This window comes from Paenibacillus melissococcoides, from assembly GCA_944800085.1.
In the GTDB taxonomy this organism is placed as follows: Bacteria; Bacillota; Bacilli; order Paenibacillales; family Paenibacillaceae; genus Paenibacillus_B; species Paenibacillus_B melissococcoides.
In genome coordinates this window covers 73493-94379 of sequence record CALYLO010000018.1, presented here as the reverse complement: position 1 = coordinate 94379, position 20887 = coordinate 73493, and the positions used below count along the sequence as shown (strand labels likewise).

Here is a 20887-nt window from a genome sequence, read left to right as displayed (position 1 = left end):
CGTTCGCATAAATGGAAAAAATATGGTTCATGATGGCCTCCGCTTCCAGATGTACTGTTTTCAGTATTTGCCAAAGGAAATCCAATCATGCGGACGGGCTGGCGAGGACGGAGGGATCGATCCGTGATCGCGGTAAATGTATGCGCTTGCTGCATTGCAAGGAAGGTCTTCATGGAAATGGGAGAGACTCCCCGGTCTTGACAAATGGCGCGGATATGAGAGGATGGATTAGTTACTGAAGAAAACCATCCATGATTCTTCCGAAGTCAGACAGAAAGAAGTGGGTTTGCGTGAAAAAATACGCCATCTATGTCATGCTGGTCGGTGTAATGGTCGCATGGGGCTTGAACGTGACGGCGACGAAGGTGCTGGTGACGAATTTCATGCCGGTCACGATGACCGCATTCCGCATTATGACGGCGGCGCTAAGCGTGTTCCTGCTGCTCGTTCCGATGCGTCAGTTGCGGCTGCTGCGGGGCAAGGAATGGGGCTATGTGCTGGTCGCTTCCTTGTTCAATGTGGTGGGGCATCATTATTTTTTGTCCCTTGGCCTGGCGAATACGTCGGCTTCCAACGGCGGCTTGATTCTCGGTCTGGGACCGTTATTGACGACGCTGATGGCGATTCTGTTCCTCGGCACCCGGATGACCTGGTTCAATATGACCGGCATCGTGCTCGGCTTGTCCGGCGTCGCCTTCATCGTTACGCATGGCAGCTCGGGGATGAGCGGCGTCTCGATCGGGGATGTGTATGTGTTCCTGGCCATTCTGGCGCAGGCGATCAGCTTCATTCTGATTAAAAAAATGGCCGCCACGCTCGATCCGCGGCTGATGACGGGATATATGCTGTTTTTCGGGTCTTTCGGCTTGTACGCGTTAAGCCGGGTGCTGGAGCCGGAGGGGATGGCCAGCATGGTGCAGACCGATATCGGGCTGTGGGCGGTCTTCCTTGGTTCGGCGGTGATCGCGACGGCCGTCGGACATATGACGTACAATTACGCGATCGGCCAGGTCGGCGCCGCGGAGGCGTCGATCTTCATCAATCTGAATCCGTTCTTCGCCTTGATCGGTTCATCGCTCCTGCTGGGCGAGGCTGTCACGCTCGTGCAGATGTCAGGGTTCGTGCTCATCCTGATCGGCGTCCTGTTCGGCTCGGGCGCCCTTGAGGAATGGCTGCGCCAGCACCGTCTGCGGAAAGGGGACAATCGCGGGTATCATCAGGCGGCGGAGACCAAAGGCTGCAGCAGCGGCTCTTGAACCTTCTTGGCGGAAGCCGGGAAGGCGGCGGATAGTATGAATCGGACGAGGCCAGAGAAAGGGCTGTCCCCTAAGTAGGTTTTACCTATAGTGAGACAGCCCCGCCCTGCTCCACAGCGCGACTTTCCGAAAAAGCTGCGGAAATACAGTTTTCCCTATGTGGTGGATCTCGTTTCTCAGTAGAAAAAATCGATTTAAAACGCTATGGTGCGAAATCCGCAAAAAGGCACGATTTCTCCAGACACGCTTATTCGGTAAGCGAAATCCTGCGCAACTACAGCAATTCGATATGGACGACTTTCCCAGAAAGGGAATCCTGCAAAACTGCAGGAATTTCACCCGTTGCTCTTCGACTTGAAGCAAAAGGGCCTAAAATGATGTAGATTTGCAGCAATTCCTCGGGATGTGAACTCATTGAGCCGAAATTCCTGTAAAATAGCAGCAATTCCCTTCACACGTTCAAGCCCCAGGAGGCAATGTTGCCTCCTGAATGCAATGTTGCCTCCTGAAGGCGATGATGCCTCCAGGATCCGACGCGGTCTCTTGGATCCCGTAAAATCAGGCCGTTGAGAAGTCCATGGGAATTTTCGCTACTTCATTTTTTATATGGTGGATCTCGTCTCTCAGTAGAAAAAATCGACTTAAAACGCTCTGAGTGCCAAGTTTTGATTAGGTCAATGGACATCTCCACCCCTTCGTAATACAGGTTTTCCACCTGCTTGACATTTGCAGGAATTGTATCAGATAGCGGCTGAAACAGTGGAAATTCCTGCACAAATGCAGGATTCACGACGATCTTCCGCCGCCAGTCCCGCCGCCGCCTTTTCCACCTCTACAGTCTCTATTGTCCCGTCTTGCCCTGCGTCATGATTCAATGCCTATGGGAAAGTCCCTTTTTGGCGTGCTATGTATTGAAATAAAGCTTCTCGTCTGTGACTCGTGATCGGATAGTCATCCGATTAAAAGCGCTGCTGAGTCACAAATTCGCGCACCGGCTTGCGGTAACCGCGCGGCCGCAGGCTGGACGCGTCTTGCTTGCCAATCGCGATCAGCATGACCGGGATGTATTTGTCGGGAATATTCAGAATCGCCCGCACCTTGTCCGGATCGAAGCCGATCATCGGGCAGGTGTCCCACCCCTTGGCCTTGGCCGCGAGCATGAACTGCATAGCGGACAGGCTGGCATTGCGAATCGCCTCATCCCGCTTGAATGTCTCTCCGCGCTCTTCATAGAAGCGAATCGTATCCTCCGCCATCATGTCCGCCTCCTGCCGGCTCAGCACGCCGAGGTGGACCAACCATTCGTTCAGCTCCCGTGCCTTCAGATGGGATTCCGTGCTTCCCAATACGGCGATGACGCCCGAAGCCGTCTTGACCTTGTACTGCTTGTTCGCTGCCTCGTATAGCTGCTCCTTAAGCTCTCCATCCGTTACGGTTACGTAATGCGCATGCTGCAAATTGAATGCGGACGGGGCGAACTTCACCAGCGAAAAAATTTCTTCCAGCTCCGGCTCGGAGATAGCGATGTTCTCTATAAATTTATTGGCGGATCGTCTTTCCTTGATGATAGCTTCAAAATCCTGTGTCATGGTAAACCGTCCTCCTCGAAAATCATTGATGGTCCTATTTTACCACCTTTACTTATTAAAAGTAGGTACATATTATAATAAAATTAACATTATTTTTGTTATTTTAATTTTAAGGCATGCGAACCGAGCACAGCGAATTGATAAGATTTTGATAAGAATGGGCTTCGGACGGCCCGTAAGCGGATTTTTATGCTAATTTGAATTCAGATTGCTGGGCGAAAGGCGGCTGGAGGTATTCTGCTAATTCTGACAATTTAGAAAGTCATAAACGCCGAATGAAACACATATTGGCGCTCCCGGCGGCATACATATAGGTTCTTAAGGGAGCTCTCTGAAATTTTATTTTAGGAGGAATGGATGAGGGATGAAATGGAAACGAAAGAGGCCGGCCTTGCTTCTGAGCCTGTGCCTGCTCTGGTCGCTGCTCGCTCCCGCCGGACAAGCTCTGGCTGCCGGGCTGCCGCAGACCGAGTTCGGGCAGGTGCTTGATCGGAGGCAGATGGAGATCGGCCCGGGAGCCACATACACCTGGTACGACATGAAGCTTCCGCAAGGCTTGGAGAAGGTGCATTTCATCGAATTCGATCCGAAAAATGAGGCGCTCGATCTGGAGCCGGGCATGACGGACGGCAAAGTGTACGGCATGCAGGGGGTGACCAAGATGGCAAGCGATGCGGACAAGCCGGGGAACCGGGTTATCGCGGCCATCAACGGCGATTTCTATGACATGTCCACTGGCGTGCCGCTCGGCCTCTTTATGGGGGACGGCGAGATCCTGGTCAGCCCGCCTGAGCCTGCCAGTTGGTATGCCTTCGGCTTGAAGGAAGACGGCACGACCGTCTACGAGTTGAGTCCGGTCCTTAAGCGGACGCTTCATATCGGCGGCAAGGATGTGGAACTATCGGACATCAACCGCATGCGCGGCACGGGAGACAAGCTGATGCTGTATACGTACGCCTTCCATACATCGACGATGACGAATCAGCTTGGAGACGAGGTGGTGCTGGACGTGATGTCCGGCGAGGTAAAGAGCGGGCAGACGCTGAAGCTGAAAGTGTCCGAGCTAAGGCTGCATGCGGGCGATACGCCGCTCGCCGAGGGCAAGGTCGTCTTGTCGGCGGCGTGGCCCAACTGTTGAAGGACGGCGAGGTGCAGCCGCAGAGCGACAAGGCGCTCTATCCGCGCGTCGCGATCGGCACGAAGGCCGACGGCTCGATGGTCATGATCGAGATTGACGGCAGGGCGCCGGGCTTCAGCGAGGGCGTGTCGTATGACGACCTGGCGAAGGTGATGAAGGACATCGGCGTCGTCAACGCGCTCTGTCTCGATGGCGGCGGCTCCTCCACGTTCGTGGCGCGGCTGCCGGGCATGCCGGAGCGCCGCATCTTGAACCGCCCGTCCGACGGCGGGGAGCGGAAGACGGCCAACGGGCTGCTGCTCGTGAACAAGGCGCCGGAGGGCGAAGCGGCGCGGCTGGTGGTGCAGCCGAATCTGGAGCGGGTGCTGGCCGGGTCTTCTTACACGTTCAAGACGGCGGGCATCGATGCGAACGGTCACCCGGCTCAAGTTGCGGGCACGCCGCAATGGAGCGTTGATCCGGCTATGGGAACCATCGATGAGAACGGCTTGTTCACGGCAGGCGATTCCGCCGGACTCGCCGAGGTGAAGGTCTCTCTCGGCGGCTTGACTGGCCAAGGGGAGGTCGAGGTGGTGAAGGAGTTGACCGAGCTGCGCTTCCCGGATACCGTCCGCACCTTCGCATCCGGCGAGAAGGTTACCCTTCAGGTGAGCGCTCTGCGGGACGGGCAGGATATCGTGGCCGACAACCGCCGCTTCACTTGGCGGGTGGAGGGGCCGATTGGGACAATCGACGAGAACGGCGTTTTCACGGCGACGGAGGAGACGGAGAAGAGCGGGCGCATTGTCGCCGCTTACGGAGGCATTGAAGCCTCGATGGAGGTCAATGTCGGATTGCCTCCCGTCATTTTGGAGGATTTCGAATCGGGCATGGACCGGTATTTGGCGACAAGCGGGGATCGGTATAGAAGTGTCCGTGTCAGTGCAGAGACGAATGAGGAGTTCGTCCGTTTCGGTTCTTCCTCGGCCAAGCTGGAATATGATTTCACCGATACGGTCGGCATATCCGGCGCCTACCTGGCTGCGAAGGATGATGCGTCGCGCATCCAGATTCCAGGGTACCCGGAGAAGATCAGCGTCTGGGTCTATGGCGACGGCAAGGCGCACTGGCTGCGCGGCCAGATCCGCGACGGCAATAACGCGGCGGTGGCCCTGGATTTCACCGAGGAGAAGGTTGGCGTTGATTTCACCGGATGGCGCTACCTGGAGGCGGAAGTGCCGAAGGGCAGACCGCTGCCGTTAACGATGGATCGGCCGATCCGGTATATGGAGACGAAGAATGACAACAAGACGGCGGGAGTTATTTTTATCGATCAGATTCGGGCGCTGTACGGGCCGGCTGAGGATGATTTGGAGCCGCCGATCTTGAAGGATTTCACTCCGGCTGATGGCAGGACGGCAGATACGGCGACGCCGGAGATTCATGTGTACGCCGAGGATGCCGGGTATGATCCGTTGGCCCATCCGGGCACGACGCTTATCGATCCCGAATCGATCCGCATGATGGTCGACGGGAAGCTCGTGTCGCACAGTCTGTACCCGCCCAAGGGCAAAATCACGTATATTCCGCCGGTGCCGCTCGCGGACGGCGTGCATACGGTGAAGGTGCGGGTCAAGGACTTGTCCGGCAACCCGGACGGAGAAGGAGTGGAGGTTCGAGGTCGATACGGGGGCTCCGAAATTGATGTATACCGGCCCTGATAATGTGTATGCCGGCGGCACGTATACGGTCGATGTTACCGCTCTCCGTGCTTCCGATATCCGCCGGGCAAGCATCGCTTTTGATTTCGACCCGGCCCAGGCGGAAGGGCTGGAGGTCATGCCTGGGGCTAAGCTCCAGGATAGCCATCTTGCGTCAACGGTCGATCCGGCCAGCGGCGCGGTGGAGCTTAAGTTCACGGGCCTGTCCGATTTGATTCTGTCCGACGACGATGTGCTGGCGCAGATCCGGTACCGGGTAAAGACGAACACCGAGGGCGAGCTGCGGGTCAATTTCCGATCGGGTTTGATCGCGTTCGCCGATCAGGATGACGCCGACTTCGATTTCTTCGGGCTGCCGCTGGTGGCGGCCGTGCAGTACCATCTGCGGCTGACCTGGAACCCGGACGGCATCGCCCAGGGGAATGAGACGGTGTTCGGCGTCGTCGATGAGCAGGGCCAGCCGGTAGAAGGCGTGCGGCTGATGACGGCGGACGGGCAGGAGATTGGCGTTACCGATGAAGAGGGCAAGCTTGCGACCCGCACCTTGACCGGGACGGTCAAGGAGTATGCGCTGCAGGCGATGAAGGAGGATCGCTACAGTCCGATCGTGAAGTTCAAGGTATCGCCGCTTGCGGGCAGCAGCGAGCCGTACAATATCAGTGTGGCCATGGGAGCAGAACCGGCCGTGTCGCGCGGATTCGCCTGGCATACGCATGCGAACGTGGAAGCGACGGTGGTCGAGGTGGCGAAGCGGGACGGATTTTCCGGCTTTGACGGAGCCGGCGTCCTCAAGGTGAACGGCACGAGCAGCCTGTATCATACCTGGGATATCGGTACCGTGCGCGTGCACAAAGCGGTCGTGGACGGGCTGGAGCCTGGCACCGCTTATGTCTATCGTGTCGGCGATGGCGGCAGCCATGTGAGCGAGGGCTCGTTCCGGACGGCGGGAATGCCGGAAGAGCCGACCAAGTTTTTGTTCTTCGGCGACTCGCAGGCCTCCAATGCCGCCGGCTTCAAGCTGTGGGGCAATATTCTTCGCAAAGCCGCGGCCGATCATCCGGACTTTGATTTCATCCTGCAGGCCGGGGATATGGTGGAGGACGGCTTCAAGGAAAATGAATGGAATCTGTGGTTCAAGGAAGCGCAGGACATCTTGACAAAGACGACGATCGTCTCGGTGGTCGGCAACCACGAGGTGACGGGCACCCGGAAAAATGACGATTTCCTGGCGCATTTCAATAACCCGCAAAATGGAATCGACAGTCTCAAAGGCAGCAATTATTCCTTCGATTATCACAATGCCCACATCGTGGTGCTGAACAGCGAATATGATTTCCAGGAGCAAAAGGAATGGCTGCGCCGCGACCTGGCCGCCACGGACAAGACCTGGAAGATTGTCACCTTCCATCGCGGTCCGTACGGCAGCGTCTATGACTCTGCCCATATCCGCGAGGCGTGGACGTCGACGTTCGACGAGTTCCATGTCGATCTGGCGATGAACGGGCATGACCATGTCTATGTCCGTTCGTATCCGATGCGCGGGGGGAAGCCGGTCGGTGAAGGCGAGGGCACGACGTATGTCGTCGGCGGCTCGACCGGGCCGAAGTTCTATGCCGTGACGCCGCGCGAATGGCAGTATAAGGTGGACGGCGAGCAGACGCAGATCTACGGCGCCGTCGATATTCGCGGCGGCGAGCTGACGTTTACGGTGAAGACGCTCGGCGACCGGCTAGTCGATCAGTTCACGCTGCGGAAGGGCACGACGGAGCCGGTGCCTCCGGCCGAGGTCGTGCTGGATCCGCCGCAGGCGAAGCTGGCGGTCGGGGAGAGCGTGAAGCTGAAGGCGACGGTGCTGCCGGCCGAGGCGAGCGATAAGACGGTGACGTGGTCCGTCTACCGCTCTTCCGCCGATGGCGTCGCTTCGGTCACGGCGGACGGCGTCGTAACCGCCCATGCGCTCGGCACGGCCGTCGTTCGGGCGACAAGCGTCGTCGAAGCGGTTTATGCCGACAGCGTCATTACCGTCGACCGTCTGCCCGAGGTTATCGTCGACGAGGTCCGGCTCGACCGGACGGAGGGCACCTTGAAGGCGGGCGAGACCTTGCAGTTGAACGTGTCCGTGCTGCCGGAGACGGCCGATCCGTCGGTCATCTGGTCGGTATACCGCTCTGCGCCGGAGGGCGTGGCGACGGTAAGCGACCACGGCCTGATTACGGCTGTGAAGCCGGGGACGGCGGTCATCCGCGCGCTGAGCCAGGCGGATGCGCCGAAGTACGCCGACTTCTGGCTGACGGTGACGCTGGCCGTGGAGCCGCCGAAGCCAGAGCCAGAGCCGGAACGGCCGAGTGACTCTGGCGGGTCCCGGACGGAGCCGAGCGTGACGCCGAAGCCGCCGGAGCCGGCCGCGAAGGTGGAGCCGGGCCGGATTGGCGTGAAGAGGGTCCGCATTGAGACGGATGCGGACAAGGACGCGACCGGCGTCGCGCTGTCGCTGCCTGCGGCGGCGGTGTCGGATTCGAGCCTGCGGCAAGAATACGAGATCGTGAGGCCGCAGGCGACCGTGACGGCACCGTCGGGACTGGTGCCGGAAGGGGCATTGGCGGACGATGCGAAGACGGTGAGCATCGTCATCGCCCAGGCCGACCGCAGCGCATGGCCGGCGGGGCTGGCTGCGCAGGCAGGCGGCCGCCCTGCGGTGGAGCTGTCGCTGCTGGCGGACGGGAAGCCGCTGTCCGCCGGAAAGCTTGGGGAACGCGTGCTTGTCGCCGTTCCATATGAACCGGCTGCGCGGGAGCTGGCGCAGCCGCATCGCATCGTCGTCCGGACGGTAGATGCGGACGGCCGGGTTATCACGGTTCCGAATGCGCGGTATGATGCGAAGTCCGGTATGGTGTTTTTTACGGTGAACACCTTTGGTGTTGCGGCAGTGAGCTTCTATGCGGATGAGTTCAACGATATCGGACAGCTTGGCTGGGCGAAGACATCGATAGACGCCTTGGCGGCTAGAGGCATCATTAGCGGCATCGGCGGCAAACGGTTCGCGCCGCAGTCGGAGATATCCCGGGCAGACTACACGGTGATGCTCGTGCGGGCACTGGAGCTTCAAGCGGCTGGCCGCGAAGGGGCGAGCGGCTCTGGCTTCGCTGATGTGGGCGCCGGGGTCTACTATGCGGACGCGATTGCGGTCGCAAAGAAATTGGGATTGGTACGGGGCAAGCGGGATGGCTTCTTTGGGCCGCAATATGCGGTTACCCGCCAAGATTTCTTCACGATGACAGCCCGCGCACTGGAGCACGTCGGCAAGCTGAAGCTGACGAGCGATCCGGCCGTGTTGACCCAATTCGCCGATCATGAGAAGATATCCGGCTATGCGAAGGAGGCGCTTGCCGCCTTGCTGGACGAAGGGCTTATTCAAGGCAGCGGCAGCAAGCTGCGTCCGGACGGTTACGCGACCCGGGCCGAAGTCGCGGTCTTCTTGAACCGGGTATTGGCGCTGGTTCAGAAACAGGAATGAGCTATTAAGCAGCAGAATAGGATAGTGAATTTGTTGGGATGGGCGCTCTCTATGTGAGGGCGCCTTTTTAATGCGTGGTATTTTTATGCAGAATAAATGAAGGTCGGGGGTTCGTGGGTATGCTCAAGGTCTTATCGTCAGTATCCCATTCGGTCAGGATAACGGGAATGGAGCTTGAGGTTAGGTCATAGACGAGCGTGGTTTTTGCGGAAGCGACGTGAAAGTTATAGCTGCTCATGGGGGGCTGCTGATAGCACAACGCGAGCAAGATGGGATATCTGGCGGCGTTGAATAGACGCATCGAGGAAATGTCGGGTACACTAGAAGCAATGATGGTACTTTAAGAGGCGATGGTTCTCTTTTGGATAAAGTAAACAAAACGAAACGGGGTAAGCGAGACGAATGTTCATTCAATTGGTATGCGTTGGGAAGCTGAAGGAGAAATACTTGGTGCAGGGGATTGCCGAATATAGCAAGCGGCTGGCGCCCTATGCGAAATTCCAGGTGGTCGAGGTCCCTGACGAGCAAGCGCCCGAGAAAATGAGCGACGCCGAGGTGGAGCAGGTGAAGGAGCGGGAAGGCGACCGCATCCTTGGCCACATCAAGCCGGACGCTCATGTGGTGGCGCTGGCCATCGACGGACAGCTCTGGTCGAGCGAGGACCTGGCCTTCCACATCGATCGCCTGGCGACCTACGGAACAAGCCACGTCGTCTTTATCATCGGCGGCTCCAATGGCCTGTCCGACGCCGTCCTGCGCCGCGCGCAGACGAAGCTGTCCTTCGGCCGCATGACGCTGCCGCATCAACTAATGCGCCTGGTGCTCGTGGAGCAGATTTACCGGGCGGTGAAGATTAATCGGGGGGAACCGTACCATAAGTGACGGCGAAAAATAATGTTGTTGGTTGTACACTTCGAAGCTTTATCTAGACAAGGTATTGGTAGATTCGACAACTAACCTTTTTGATACATGGTTTATGATATACTTGAAAATAAAAGAAAAAATCTGGAGGTTAAGTTTGTGGCTAATGTATCGCAGCAAAGGCTAAAAAAGTTGCATGTGGTGCAGTTAAAAAATTTAAACAATCTTGAAATTGATTTTTCTGGTTCTCCATTGACAGCAATAGTTGGGATTAATGGATCAGGTAAATCAACAGTATTACATGCACTGGCTTGTTGCTTTAAGCCAGAGGATGAAAGTAAATTCTTTAACTATAAATTTAGCTATTTTTTTACCCCTACATCTGATTCGATTTGGCAAGGTAGCTCGCTGATGATAACTCATGAATATCGTTATGACAAAAATTTTATTGAAAACGAACAAACAACTTTCTCAAAGAATTCTGATAGATGGGCTCCAAAGTATGATCGCAGACCACAAAGAAATGTTGTATACATAGGAATTAGGTCATGTGTGCCTAAAATTGAAGAGGAGTCCCAAAACAGCTTTATAAGATATACTACAACTCCTTTTTCAGATGATCTATCACAGTTAATTAAAGAAAAAGCCGGAGTTATAATGAATCGCGATTATAGTTCTTATAACCTACATACTATAACCTACATACGTCTACTATAACAAATTACCTTGGAGTCGAATTAGGGGACATACGCTATTCTTCTCTAAGTATGTCCGCTGGTGAACAACGTATATTTAAAATCTTAACAGAAGTATATAATGCGCCAAAGTATTCTCTAATCTTAATTGATGAAATTGATTTGTTGTTACATTCCTTTGCATTAAAAAGAATGATCAAAGTTCTATATGAACGTGCAAAAGAAAAACACTTACAAATAGTATTTACGACACATTCGCCTAATATTTTATCTGAACACGAGATGATTAATATCCGTCATCTATACAATACTCCTGAAAAGACACTATGTTTCTCTGATACAAAGCCAGATACGATATATCGAATGACAGGTGAGCAAGAGAAACCCTTGGAGATTTTTGTAGAAGATGATTTGGCTCAAACAATTGTAGAACATGTTGCTGATAGCTTGAATTTATCAAAATATGTTAATACTACTCGATATGGAGCAGCAATTAATTGCTTTTCTGTTGCAGCAGGTCTAGCTCTCTCTAACAGGCTGAATGCTGACTGTTTATTTGTTTTAGATGGAGATGAGTATAACACTGATGATAGTAAGAAAGATAGGATAAAGGCAGTGTTAACTGGTAATACAGAGCATAGTGATAAAATGAGACGCGAAGTATTGTCTCGCATCACCCAATTTAATCTACCAGAAGGTTTTTCTCCAGAACGTTATATACATTCCTTATTAAAAGAGCTAAGAGACATTTATGCTCAGAATCAAATTATTGGGTGTGCAATAGAAATACAAAAGGTGGATAATAAACATAAGTATGTAGATGAAATATTGGATAGAATTGGGTTCATAAATCGCGCGGTTGGATTAAGTAAGGTGGTTGAATTGGTTTCAAATCACGAGAACTGGGATGATTTTATCTCTCCAATTAAAGAGTGGTTAAATAGCATAGCTCATAAAGTGTTGGAAGATCATATTAAAGTTTCTTGATTAACCGAGATTAGGCTGTAAAGCACCCCCTCGTAAAAACCAAAAGGAGAACGCCTGTGATGGACGTTCTCCTTTTCGTCACGCATGATCTTCCATTTCCTCTTGCTACTTGCTGGGCATATGCTTCACCCAAGCCGATGGATTCGTAATACTCCCGCGTCACAGTTTCCATAAGCGAGATCACAGCGACATGCTGCTCTACCGGGACGAACTGTAGAATTGCCGCTGTGATGGCCTGTTCCCGTGCAGCCTCACGTAGCTTGATTTCCTCCAGTCCCCAGTGCGTATAGCCCCCGGTTGAGCCATTGGTGAGCTTGTGCTTCATCTCCATCGCCTTGATATCGGTGAATGGACTGATCACTTCCATTTTGCTCAACGTGTCGAAGCCCTTTTGAATTACTTCGTCCAGTAGCTCCAGATCGTGTCGGATGCGTTTCGGGCTGTCTTGGTTTGCCAATTCCTTTTCCAGCGCGGCTTTGACCTTGGCACGTTCTTCGGCGCGGTTTTCCTTATACTGTGTATTGCCCTTTTCTCTTGCCTTATCCCGCGCTGAATCTTCCAACGCCTTCTTGAGTGGGTCTTCCTTCGCGTGTAGAAGCTCCATAGTGAGCGCGTTTACAAGCGCTTCCCGGCGCTGACTGATGTATGAGTACATGGTAGGAATGCTGATCGGGAAGCCTTTATCATTACACCACGCCACCAACTCCTTCACAGGTGTACTGTCATCAATCACTTGTCCAGGAATGGCTTGTTATTCCATTTGACCAGTGCCGCTACCTTGCCGGGCATGAATTTGTTCGTTCCGTTTTTGAGTCGATCTTGCTTTTTGCTCATCATGCTCACCCCGTATCGTTAACCTATATAAACGTAGTATAACGATTTGGCTACGAATTAAAGGTGACTGAACTTTAACTCTGCATGCGTCATACAGGCTGTGGACGGACGGTCTTGCTTCCATAAAACAACTGCTCACCCCATAATCGTTAAGGTGATCAGTTGAAAGTGTTTTCATAAATTCAGATGGCGATTTCGATTTTCTCCCGCTTCCGTGCTTGTTTTCGCTGGAGGGAATCCCCCGCCGCTATTGCAACAGGAGAATCGGAGACGTAGGAAACCACGTTTTCATCGAAGCTCAGTTCAATCGTGTCGATCTTCTTGCTTGTGTCCATCGTGATTCGCTTGATGAACAGGTGAAGCAACGTTTTTCGCTGTTCGAACTGCGCGGCGGTGATCACCTGATGGAATTCATGAATCAACTCGCGCACCTGCTCGAAAGCGACAGGAGACGTATTGCCTTCGGTTAGTTCAAGCTCCAGCCGTGATTTCTTCGCTTGGAGTTCATTTAATTTGGCCTGTATCTCCTGTATTCGCTCAGCGACGGTTGAGTTATCGAGTTTATTTTGCTCAATGAGATCGAGATAGAGGCGCTTTTTGGACTCAGCCTGTTCTAATTGGCTTCTAACGTGTTCTAGCTCCGCTTGGAGCGGTACTGTCCGGGTCGCAAGTCGGTGGTTATAAAAGCAACCCGCAAACTTTGGCGTTTGACGGGTTGTTTTTCTTTACAGATCAAGCTTTTTACTATCGCGTTGTTCAAGGTTGCGGGCCGTCTGGCTTAGCTCGACATTTTTTTGATCCTCAAAGGTTCCCAATGCGAGATCAAAAACCGGGTTTGTCACGCCGTACCAGTAATTTTCATTTTTATAGTGATGCCATAAATGGACTTTTTTCATCCATCGGCCCCAGGGGGAGACGGGGGTAATCGGACGATGGGCGATATAGTGCTTCCACTCATAGAACAAGAGAAACAGGATCACGCCAGCGATAAAAGCATTCGCAATCACGAGGCTTGCTGAAAAAAAGTAGGCGATGGTTCCCGCGATGGCGAGATTCGGCAGAGTATACCAGAAGGGCAGAAACAACAAATGCAGGTCATTCGGATTGGAGTGATGATCATAATGCAAACGCTTAAGCAATTTTAAAAAGAAGGGGTTCTTCGGAGTTTTTAGGTGAAACAGGAACCGGTGCGTAAAATACTCGGCGGCTGCATAAGCGGCCATGCCTATGGCGAATGCAATCCATGGGCCGATGGTTGTCAGGCCTGGAATGAGCAGGCTAAAACTGACCAATAAGATTCCGCACATGATGCATATATCGGGAAAAAGGAAAAACTCTTTTATATATTTAGTCATCATTCAAAACGCCTCCTTCGTGCCATTACTTAGGGCCAACGTTTCCGTGTTTCTTGTGAAGCGACTTTTTACTGCGCTAATTTATGAATATGCAGGAAATACGGGAGTGTTGCCGGTTGATCACTAGGAATGCTGATTCAAGTAAATTGCCGTCGCTCAGGATAAGTCAGGGGAACCGTATCCTAAAGAAAGGCAAGTTTTTGCTTTGGGTGGGGGATAATGAATACATTGCGTGCGAGACAAAGGAACGAGTTGCATGACACGGAAATGGATCATCCCTTTGTCATCTTGCCTGAAGAACAAGCGCCCGAAGGTCTTCAGCATTGTGAATGTTGCGAGCTATCCAAGCAACGGACTCGTGTTATCTGGGGTGAAGGAAATCCGAAAGCCAAGATCATGTTGATCCTGGATAATCCGGGAGCCCGTGAGAATCGGCAAGGAAATTCGTTTTTGTGCGGCACCCGGGAAACACTCCAACTCGGCATGAGGGAAGCGGGTATCGAGACAAACGCGGTTTATGTCACTTATTTGCTTAAATGCCGACCGATGCGTGCTTATAATAAGCCTGAGGCCAGAGCAGCATGTTTTCCTCATCTACAGTTACAGCTCCTGCAGAAGCAGCCGTCGGTATTATTTGGCTTTGGGAATGTCGTGGCGGAAGCAATATTTCCACAGAAGGAGAATGCGAGTGTCAAGGAATTGCGAGGGAACTGGCACGAGTTTCAGGGTATCCCGATCAGCTTTACCTATCACCCGCTTGCCGTAAGAAGAAGACCCAATTTACTGAGGTTCTTCGTAGAGGATTTGAAAGCATTGAAGGAGAAGTTGAAGGAAAGATCAACGCCGGCCATATAAACGCATACATATATTCAATCAAGAAGACACGTTTAATCACGACAATCAGGCCACCGATTACTTCGGCGGCCTTTTTTTGCTGAGAGACCCGATAAGCTATCATAAGGGAAAGCGAAAAATTTCAACATATTGGTGCGGATAATATCTGTTAGAATTTCATCGATTAACCTCTCAAGATTAATCATCCGCAAGAGGAAACTTTAGATAAGTTATCTCTTGAGGGCCAGCGTTAGAGAATTTCCTGGCTTTTATTTACTTTCTAACTGTCATATAATAGTAATTAACTTAATCTTTCAATGATAGTGGTATACTATGATCAGGCAATAATAGAAAAGGTATATGATTCCGATCACGTTCCGGCTTGCTGTGTTAGGGGGAGCAGGCAGGAGCGATTACATCTTTTCTTCAAATATCAGAGTATAAGGGCGGTAAAAATGAGCAGCAGACAAACCGAAACAGACGTTATCTTAATTGGTGCTGGAATCATGAGTGCGACTTTGGGGACATTGTTGAAGGAACTAGTGCCGTACTGGGAAGTTACAGTGTTTGAGAAGCTGGCAAGCGCAGGAGAGGAAAGCTCTAACGAATGGAATAACGCGGGAACGGGGCATGCTGCGCTGTGAGAACTGAACTACACAACCGAAAAGCCGGACGGGACCATCGATATTAGCAAAGCGATCAAAGTGAATGAACAGTTTCAAGTTTCACTGCAATTTTGGTCTTATCTTGTCAACAGCAATCTGATTCGGAATCCGCAAGACTTCATCATGCCATTGCCACATATGAGTTTAGTGCAAGGGGAGCAAAATGTAGCGTTTTTGAAAAAACGTTTTGAAGCGCTATCAAACAATCCTCTGTTTCAAGGGATGGAATTCTCCGATGACCCGGAAAAATTGATGGAATGGATTCCTCTTATTATGAAAGACCGGGCCTTGAATGAACCGATAGCGGCAACAAGAATCGAATCCGGCACAGATGTCAACTTTGGCGCTTTAACGCGCATATTGTTCGATCACTTACAGAATAAAAACGTCGATATCCATTACAAGTATCGGGTTGAGGATATTAAGCGTACGAGCGATGGCTTGTGGGAATTGAAAGTACGGAATGATAAAGGCGAAATTGATCGCCATACCGCCAAATTTGTCTTTATCGGCGGCGGGGGAGGAAGTCTTCCTTTGCTTCAAAAGTGCGGCATTCCTGAAGGAAAGCATATTGGGGGATTCCCGATAAGCGGGTTATTTATGGTGTGCAATAATCCGGAAGTGGTAGCGCAGCATCATGCCAAAGTATACGGAAAAGCGAAGGTTGGCGCGCCTCCAATGTCGGTTCCGCATCTTGACACCAGATTTATCGACAATAAAAAATCGCTGCTCTTTGGACCGTTTGCCGGCTTCTCGCCAAAGTTCTTAAAAACCGGTTCCATGTTCGATTTGATAGGTTCGGTAAAACCGAATAATGTATTGACGATGTTGGCGGCTGGCGCAAAAAACCTGTCGTTGACAAAATACTTAATCCAGCAAGTTTTGTTATCCAAGGAAAAGCGCATGGAAGAGTTGCGAGAGTTTATTCCGAATGCCAAAAGCGAGGATTGGGATCTATTGGTGGCGGGCCAGCGCGTGCAAGTCATCAAAGATACGGTTGCCGGCGGTAAAGGAACGCTTCAATTCGGTACGGAAGTCGTCAGTGCCGCCGATGGATCGATAGCCGCCTTGCTCGGCGCTTCTCCGGGGGCTTCAACCGCCGTCTCCGTCATGCTGGAGGTCATCGAGAAATGCTTCCCGCAGCATCTGAAAGAGTGGGAGCCGAAAATCAAAGAAATGATTCCTTCTTATGGCTTGTCCCTAGTGGAAAACCCGGAGCTTATCCATGATATTCGTACGGAAAAAGCGCGGACGCTTGGTCTGCACAGTGAACTGCAGCCTGTCATGTAGACCGTGCAAAAGATCAAAATGATGGCGACTTCATAATATAATCCATCAATAAAAATATCCCCTTCACGTGTTTCCTCATGATGAATTGAGGTCTCTTTTGAGTGACTGCTTGAAGGGGATGATCACTTATATTTTATCTGCAGAAATACGTTCAGGTATTTTGGTAACATTGTCGAAGCCGAAATCCAAGTTTCTCGTCATGTACTTATTAAAAAAGCTTGGATCAATTCCTGTCATATGATGAAAGAAGGATACTTCTACTTTCCAATCGTTTTCAATCATATGACCAATATCCAAGAGACCCCTTTTTGAAACCAGATCAATGATTGTTTTGATTTTCATTGGTTTCTGGATTGGAATGATATCATCAAGCGGTTCAACTTTTAAATAACCTTTCCGGTGCATTGCCGCGTAAAAGTTCCGATGATCTTTGGGTTCGATAATCCCAAGATTAGCTGCCCTATATCCCAACACTTGCAACGAAGTTTTCCATTTCTTTTTCAAATCTAAATAATCATCTGGATTCGTGATATGGGATACATCCTTCATGTCAATTGCGAATTCGTCTTCCGGCAGTAATAATGCTCCGGCAAATAGATTCGCTTCATTCTCAATCATTTTGTGCTCTTTCCGGTCTAAGTTAGCGAATTCAAGGCGATAATGAAGCAACAAATGACCCAATTCATGTGCGATATCGAAGTTCCTCCGAACAGCCGATCGTTTCATATTACCCAAAATGATATAGGGTCGATCGTTTTGGGTCCAGAGGCTATAAGCATCAATCTCCTTGCCAATCGCCTTCTCAAAAACGAACACTCCGCTCTTTTCGATCAGGAACATGAGATCATCATTATTAGAATTCGGTAAGTCGAGCCTTTTTCGCGCCAAATGAGCGACATGATATATTTGAGTAGATCTGTCGTCACCTGTATGGTTTAAATACTCAATAACCTCGTTCCTTAACTTAATGATTTTTAAGGTAGGAAGGCTGACTTTGGCCGTTACATAGTTAACAAAAGCATCTAAATATTCAATATGCTTCGCTTCTGCTTGCGTCTTCGAAATGACATTCAGTACTTTTGAACGATATGCGATGTTCATTACGTCGACATTGGCAGGCGTCATGTACCGTGCAAGCATGTCTTCCGTATAAAAGTATTTACTTTTTACGCTAAAAATTCGTTTCAATTCGTTCACGATCTGCATTTTCGGAGATGTATAAGCGTTCTCGTACTGCCAGACGGCTTGTTCTGTAACACCTAACATTTCGGAGAGCTGCTTTCGCGAATATCCATGCATGATCCGTAAATTGGCTAGATTTTTACCAATGAACATGCCTGCTCCCTCCTCGTATAGTATTTCCTGAAGGCAGTTTTGAGTCTTTTTCCAGTCCTTTATAGAAACATAGAATGCCTTCAAAATTTCCAGCTTGCACATTGAAAATTAATATGGGGACTGGACTTTCCGGAATGTCTCTGGACAATGGAACTTAGGGTTCCATTCGGGGAAATTCGTCTCCCTCCTGTAGTCCAATCTACTTTTTAAGTCTGTTTCTCCGGTACTCGCTTGCACTTCTTACCCGCTGGCTGTTCCCTTCGGCAACTCATGCCCGACTGTAGCAGCGTCGGGGCAGCTCGTGAACCGAAGCGTGTTCTCATATGCGAGGGTGATTGATCGGCGAGTGCGCCGGAGACAGTCCGGAGAGTCCGTTCCCTGAATCCCTTATAGAAAGGAGGAATTCTCTTGAAGCTTTTTGTCGGTATTGACGTCAGTTCCGAAGAACTGGAAGCCTGTTTGATGAAATCGGATGGCGACACCCTGGAGACCTTCAAGACCACCAACAATCTGCACGGCGCTTCTTACTTGCGGGATCGCATCATTTCTGCTGCGGTCAAGACAGCCTGCTCTGAGGTTCATATCGGGCTTGAAGCCACATCCGTCTACAGTTGGCATCCAGCCATGTACTTGCATGAGGATGAGGCCCTTCAACAATTGAATGCCAAGGTGTTCACCATTAATCCGAAGCTGATTAACAAATTCAAAGACGCTTATGCCGACCTGGACAAAACCGATCGCATCGATGCCTGGATCATTGCAGACCGCCTGCGTTTTGGCAGACTCACGACGACTATCGTGATGCAGGAACAGTACATCGCCTTGCAGCGGCTCACTCGCATGCGATTCCATCTCGTACACAACCTTACCCGCGAGAAGCAATACTTTTTGCAAAATCTGTTCTACAAGTGCAATGCTTTTCGCGCGGAGGTGGACAGTTCCGTGTTCGGCCATGCCATCATGGAAATGCTCTCGGAAAAGTATAGTCTGGATGAGATGGCGAATATGGATGTCGCCCGTTTGGCTGACTATCTCAAGGACAAGGGGAGAAATCGTTTCCCCGATCCCGAACACGTCGCCCGCTGTATTCAAAAGGCGGCTCGGGCCTCGTACCGTCTCTCGAAGGTTGTCGAGGATTCCATTGATTTGGTGCTGGGCACCTCAATTCAGTCGATCCGGAGCATCCAGAGTCAGCTTAAAGAGCTCGACAAGGCGATTGAGCGCATTTTAGACGGCATTTCCAGCAGCCAGTGCCTCCGTTCCATTCCGGGCATTGATCGGGTCTATGCCGCAGGCATCCTGGCCGAGATCGGCGACATCGACCGCTTCACGGATCAAGCCGCCTTGGCCAAGTATGCGGGTCTGACGTGGCGCAAGCACCAATCCGGCTCCTTCGAGGCGGAAGATACAAAGCGCATTCGTTCCGGCAACCGATTCCTTCGCTACTACCTTGTTGAAGCTGCCAACTCGGTAAAAAACCGCGACCCGGAATTCGGGGAGTACTACCGGAAGAAATTCAATGAAGTCCCTAAGCATCAACACAAACGTGCCCTCGTCTTAACGGCAAGAAAACTTGTGCGTCTGGTCGATGTGCTGCTACGCAACGACCAACTCTATACGCCCAGAAGGAAGGTGAAGCCGACAGAGCAATAATGCCTTGGCTCATGAATTTTCTTCTCTAATTCCCAGTTAAATTATGGTATTTTACTTAATTTTCGACTGGGTCTAGTTTGGTGATGCCTTTTTTGGGATTGATCCTGCTGCACGCCAAGGAAATTTTCCAATTCTCATCAATCAGGGACTTGACATCATACCGCTGGACTTATTTACCTAACACCATTCTGTTTGTTTATGAATTTTGTTGTTCCTCTTCATAAATCCCGATATCAAATGCGGCTGGATCCAGAACATCATCGTTCATTTCAGGTGCCACTACATCGCGATCCTCTTCAGTTAACTCAGCTCCGGAAATAAAGTCGGAGAGATCCTCTACGAGGTAAGCGACGTTATCATTTGGATTAGGCAAGTAGTGTTTGATTTCAGAAATTTGATATGCCTCATCGAGTGCGTATGTAAGGATATGGAACTGATTATAGGACGATGTGAAATCTTCTAGCTCATCTCTCACCCGGCTCTCCAGAATGAATAAGGAAAGCTGTTCAACCGCTTCCGTTTCTTTCCCTCTTTTGGATGATTGCCGTGTTGAGGGGAATGCTAAGTCCTTATTGATTTTCGAGAGTTCATGGAGATAGGTGCGTCGCGGTCCTTTCTTTCCACTATTGTCAGGCAGTTTTGCTTGTGAAAAGCATTCTTCATTGAAATAAGCCGCATTTTTTATAAGAAAAAGAATCTTGGAGTCTCCATGTATGAATTGCAGGTAATCCCATGTTAATCCCGCTTTTGATTTCTTATATGTGAAGCCGTGACTAATGCACTCTTCGGCGAGCTTGCTTTCAATGAAATTACCTTTCGTCCAGGAAAAAGCCGAGCTAATCTTCATTTTTGATTTGCGATCTTTCCGATGTTCAATATAGTCACGATAACCATCAACAATTGCATCAACAATCATTTTATTGTGTTCAGGACTAAACTTGTATTGATCCATCTCAAACACCCCAATTCCATTTTATGAAGACATTTATAGTGTAATCGAAATTGGACTGCAATGAAATGATTTTTTTTGTTTTTTTTAAAGTTTCGTTGTATATCTTCATTTATTTTTATAGTTATAAAGGGTTTTGCTGGACGTTTACGTTGAATTATTCTCGAACTGTCCAAATATTATTCAAGTACATGTCAAGCTGCCTTTCATATTCGAAGCTGGGATCCCCCCG

General features: G+C 50.8%; 15 protein-coding genes and 1 pseudogene. 10 read left to right on the top strand and 6 right to left on the bottom strand.

Annotated features, from left to right (window positions below):
- The first annotated feature begins 290 nt into the window (after positions 1 to 290).
- The gene (locus OCY70_RS34485; RefSeq protein ID WP_213430011.1) at positions 291 to 1256 is read left to right on the top strand and encodes a DMT family transporter; all 966 of its coding nucleotides are present in this window, start codon (positions 291 to 293) and stop codon (positions 1254 to 1256) included.
- A 959-nt stretch (positions 1257 to 2215) separates the two neighbouring features.
- Here the strand turns inward: OCY70_RS34485 and OCY70_RS34480 are convergent.
- The gene (locus OCY70_RS34480) at positions 2216 to 2845 is read right to left on the bottom strand and encodes a nitroreductase family protein (protein WP_213430010.1); all 630 of its coding nucleotides are present in this window, start codon (positions 2843 to 2845) and stop codon (positions 2216 to 2218) included.
- A 364-nt stretch (positions 2846 to 3209) separates the two neighbouring features.
- On the opposite strand from OCY70_RS34480, the gene OCY70_RS35935 reads away from it, so the two are divergent.
- The 6 genes from OCY70_RS35935 to OCY70_RS34460 all read left to right on the top strand — a co-directional run bounded on the left by OCY70_RS35935 (position 3210) and on the right by OCY70_RS34460 (position 11740).
- Entirely contained in the window at positions 3210 to 3983 is a 774-nt protein-coding gene (locus OCY70_RS35935) for a hypothetical protein (protein WP_306433965.1), read from the top strand.
- Complete coding sequence (locus OCY70_RS35930) at positions 3968 to 5683, top strand: phosphodiester glycosidase family protein (RefSeq protein WP_306433964.1); 1716 nt, start codon at positions 3968 to 3970, stop codon at positions 5681 to 5683. The genes OCY70_RS35935 and OCY70_RS35930 overlap by 16 nt, the downstream gene beginning before the upstream one ends.
- Positions 5667 to 9197 (top strand): S-layer homology domain-containing protein, encoded by a 3531-nt coding sequence (locus OCY70_RS35925; RefSeq protein WP_306433966.1) that lies wholly within the window; start codon positions 5667 to 5669, stop codon positions 9195 to 9197. The genes OCY70_RS35930 and OCY70_RS35925 overlap by 17 nt, the downstream gene beginning before the upstream one ends.
- Positions 9198 to 9599: 402 nt before the next feature.
- The gene (gene rlmH / locus OCY70_RS34470) at positions 9600 to 10079 is read left to right on the top strand and encodes a 23S rRNA (pseudouridine(1915)-N(3))-methyltransferase RlmH (protein WP_213430009.1); all 480 of its coding nucleotides are present in this window, start codon (positions 9600 to 9602) and stop codon (positions 10077 to 10079) included.
- A 138-nt stretch (positions 10080 to 10217) separates the two neighbouring features.
- Positions 10218 to 10775 (top strand): AAA family ATPase, encoded by a 558-nt coding sequence (locus tag OCY70_RS34465; RefSeq protein WP_261945365.1) that lies wholly within the window; start codon positions 10218 to 10220, stop codon positions 10773 to 10775.
- Positions 10776 to 10825: 50 nt separating this feature from the next.
- Positions 10826 to 11740, top strand: coding sequence for an AAA family ATPase (locus OCY70_RS34460; RefSeq protein WP_213430007.1), 915 nt, complete (start codon positions 10826 to 10828; stop codon positions 11738 to 11740).
- A gap of 10 nt (positions 11741 to 11750) precedes the next feature.
- On the opposite strand, the gene OCY70_RS34455 is transcribed toward OCY70_RS34460, so the two are convergent.
- The 3 genes from OCY70_RS34455 to OCY70_RS34445 all read right to left on the bottom strand — a co-directional run bounded on the left by OCY70_RS34455 (position 11751) and on the right by OCY70_RS34445 (position 13932).
- Entirely contained in the window at positions 11751 to 12452 is a 702-nt protein-coding gene (locus OCY70_RS34455; RefSeq protein WP_213430006.1) for a hypothetical protein, read from the bottom strand.
- A 304-nt stretch (positions 12453 to 12756) separates the two neighbouring features.
- Complete coding sequence (locus tag OCY70_RS34450; RefSeq protein WP_261945364.1) at positions 12757 to 12996, bottom strand: hypothetical protein; 240 nt, start codon at positions 12994 to 12996, stop codon at positions 12757 to 12759.
- Between the two features lie 303 nt (positions 12997 to 13299).
- A complete protein-coding gene (locus tag OCY70_RS34445) occupies positions 13300 to 13932 on the bottom strand; it encodes a sterol desaturase family protein (RefSeq protein ID WP_213430004.1) in 633 nt (210 codons plus the stop codon).
- Positions 13933 to 14196: 264 nt separating this feature from the next.
- On the opposite strand from OCY70_RS34445, the gene OCY70_RS34440 reads away from it, so the two are divergent.
- Positions 14197 to 14784, top strand: a complete 588-nt coding sequence (locus OCY70_RS34440) for a uracil-DNA glycosylase (protein ID WP_213430017.1) — start codon at positions 14197 to 14199, stop codon at positions 14782 to 14784.
- Between the two features lie 434 nt (positions 14785 to 15218).
- Positions 15219 to 16718, top strand: a pseudogene (gene mqo, locus OCY70_RS34435) (malate dehydrogenase (quinone)).
- Positions 16719 to 16844: 126 nt separating this feature from the next.
- Here mqo and OCY70_RS34430 read toward each other — a convergent pair.
- The gene (locus OCY70_RS34430) at positions 16845 to 18053 is read right to left on the bottom strand and encodes a spr1629 family repressor/antitoxin (protein WP_213430003.1); all 1209 of its coding nucleotides are present in this window, start codon (positions 18051 to 18053) and stop codon (positions 16845 to 16847) included.
- A gap of 408 nt (positions 18054 to 18461) precedes the next feature.
- Here OCY70_RS34430 and OCY70_RS34425 point away from each other — a divergent pair, with 408 nt between their 5' ends.
- On the top strand, positions 18462 to 19706 hold the full coding sequence (locus OCY70_RS34425) for an IS110 family transposase (protein ID WP_261944499.1): 1245 nt from the start codon (positions 18462 to 18464) through the stop codon (positions 19704 to 19706).
- Between the two features lie 196 nt (positions 19707 to 19902).
- On the opposite strand, the gene OCY70_RS34420 is transcribed toward OCY70_RS34425, so the two are convergent.
- Entirely contained in the window at positions 19903 to 20658 is a 756-nt protein-coding gene (locus OCY70_RS34420) for a spr1630 family ClpXP-sensitive toxin (protein ID WP_213431108.1), read from the bottom strand.
- Positions 20659 to 20887 lie beyond the last annotated feature (229 nt).

What these genes read in the sequence shown, in the direction of transcription:
- OCY70_RS34480 (WP_213430010.1), bottom strand. Translation starts at nt 2,845, where the DNA reads ATGACACAGGATTTTGAAGCTATCATCAAGGAAAGACGATCCGCCAAT.
- OCY70_RS35935 (WP_306433965.1), top strand. Translation starts at nt 3,210, where the DNA reads ATGAAATGGAAACGAAAGAGGCCGGCCTTGCTTCTGAGCCTGTGCCTG.
- OCY70_RS35925 (WP_306433966.1), top strand. Translation starts at nt 5,667, where the DNA reads ATGTATACCGGCCCTGATAATGTGTATGCCGGCGGCACGTATACGGTC.
- rlmH (WP_213430009.1), top strand. Translation starts at nt 9,600, where the DNA reads ATGTTCATTCAATTGGTATGCGTTGGGAAGCTGAAGGAGAAATACTTG.
- OCY70_RS34460 (WP_213430007.1), top strand. Translation starts at nt 10,826, where the DNA reads ATGTCCGCTGGTGAACAACGTATATTTAAAATCTTAACAGAAGTATAT.
- OCY70_RS34445 (WP_213430004.1), bottom strand. Translation starts at nt 13,932, where the DNA reads ATGATGACTAAATATATAAAAGAGTTTTTCCTTTTTCCCGATATATGC.
- OCY70_RS34440 (WP_213430017.1), top strand. Translation starts at nt 14,197, where the DNA reads ATGGATCATCCCTTTGTCATCTTGCCTGAAGAACAAGCGCCCGAAGGT.
- OCY70_RS34430 (WP_213430003.1), bottom strand. Translation starts at nt 18,053, where the DNA reads ATGTTCATTGGTAAAAATCTAGCCAATTTACGGATCATGCATGGATAT.
- OCY70_RS34420 (WP_213431108.1), bottom strand. Translation starts at nt 20,658, where the DNA reads ATGGATCAATACAAGTTTAGTCCTGAACACAATAAAATGATTGTTGAT.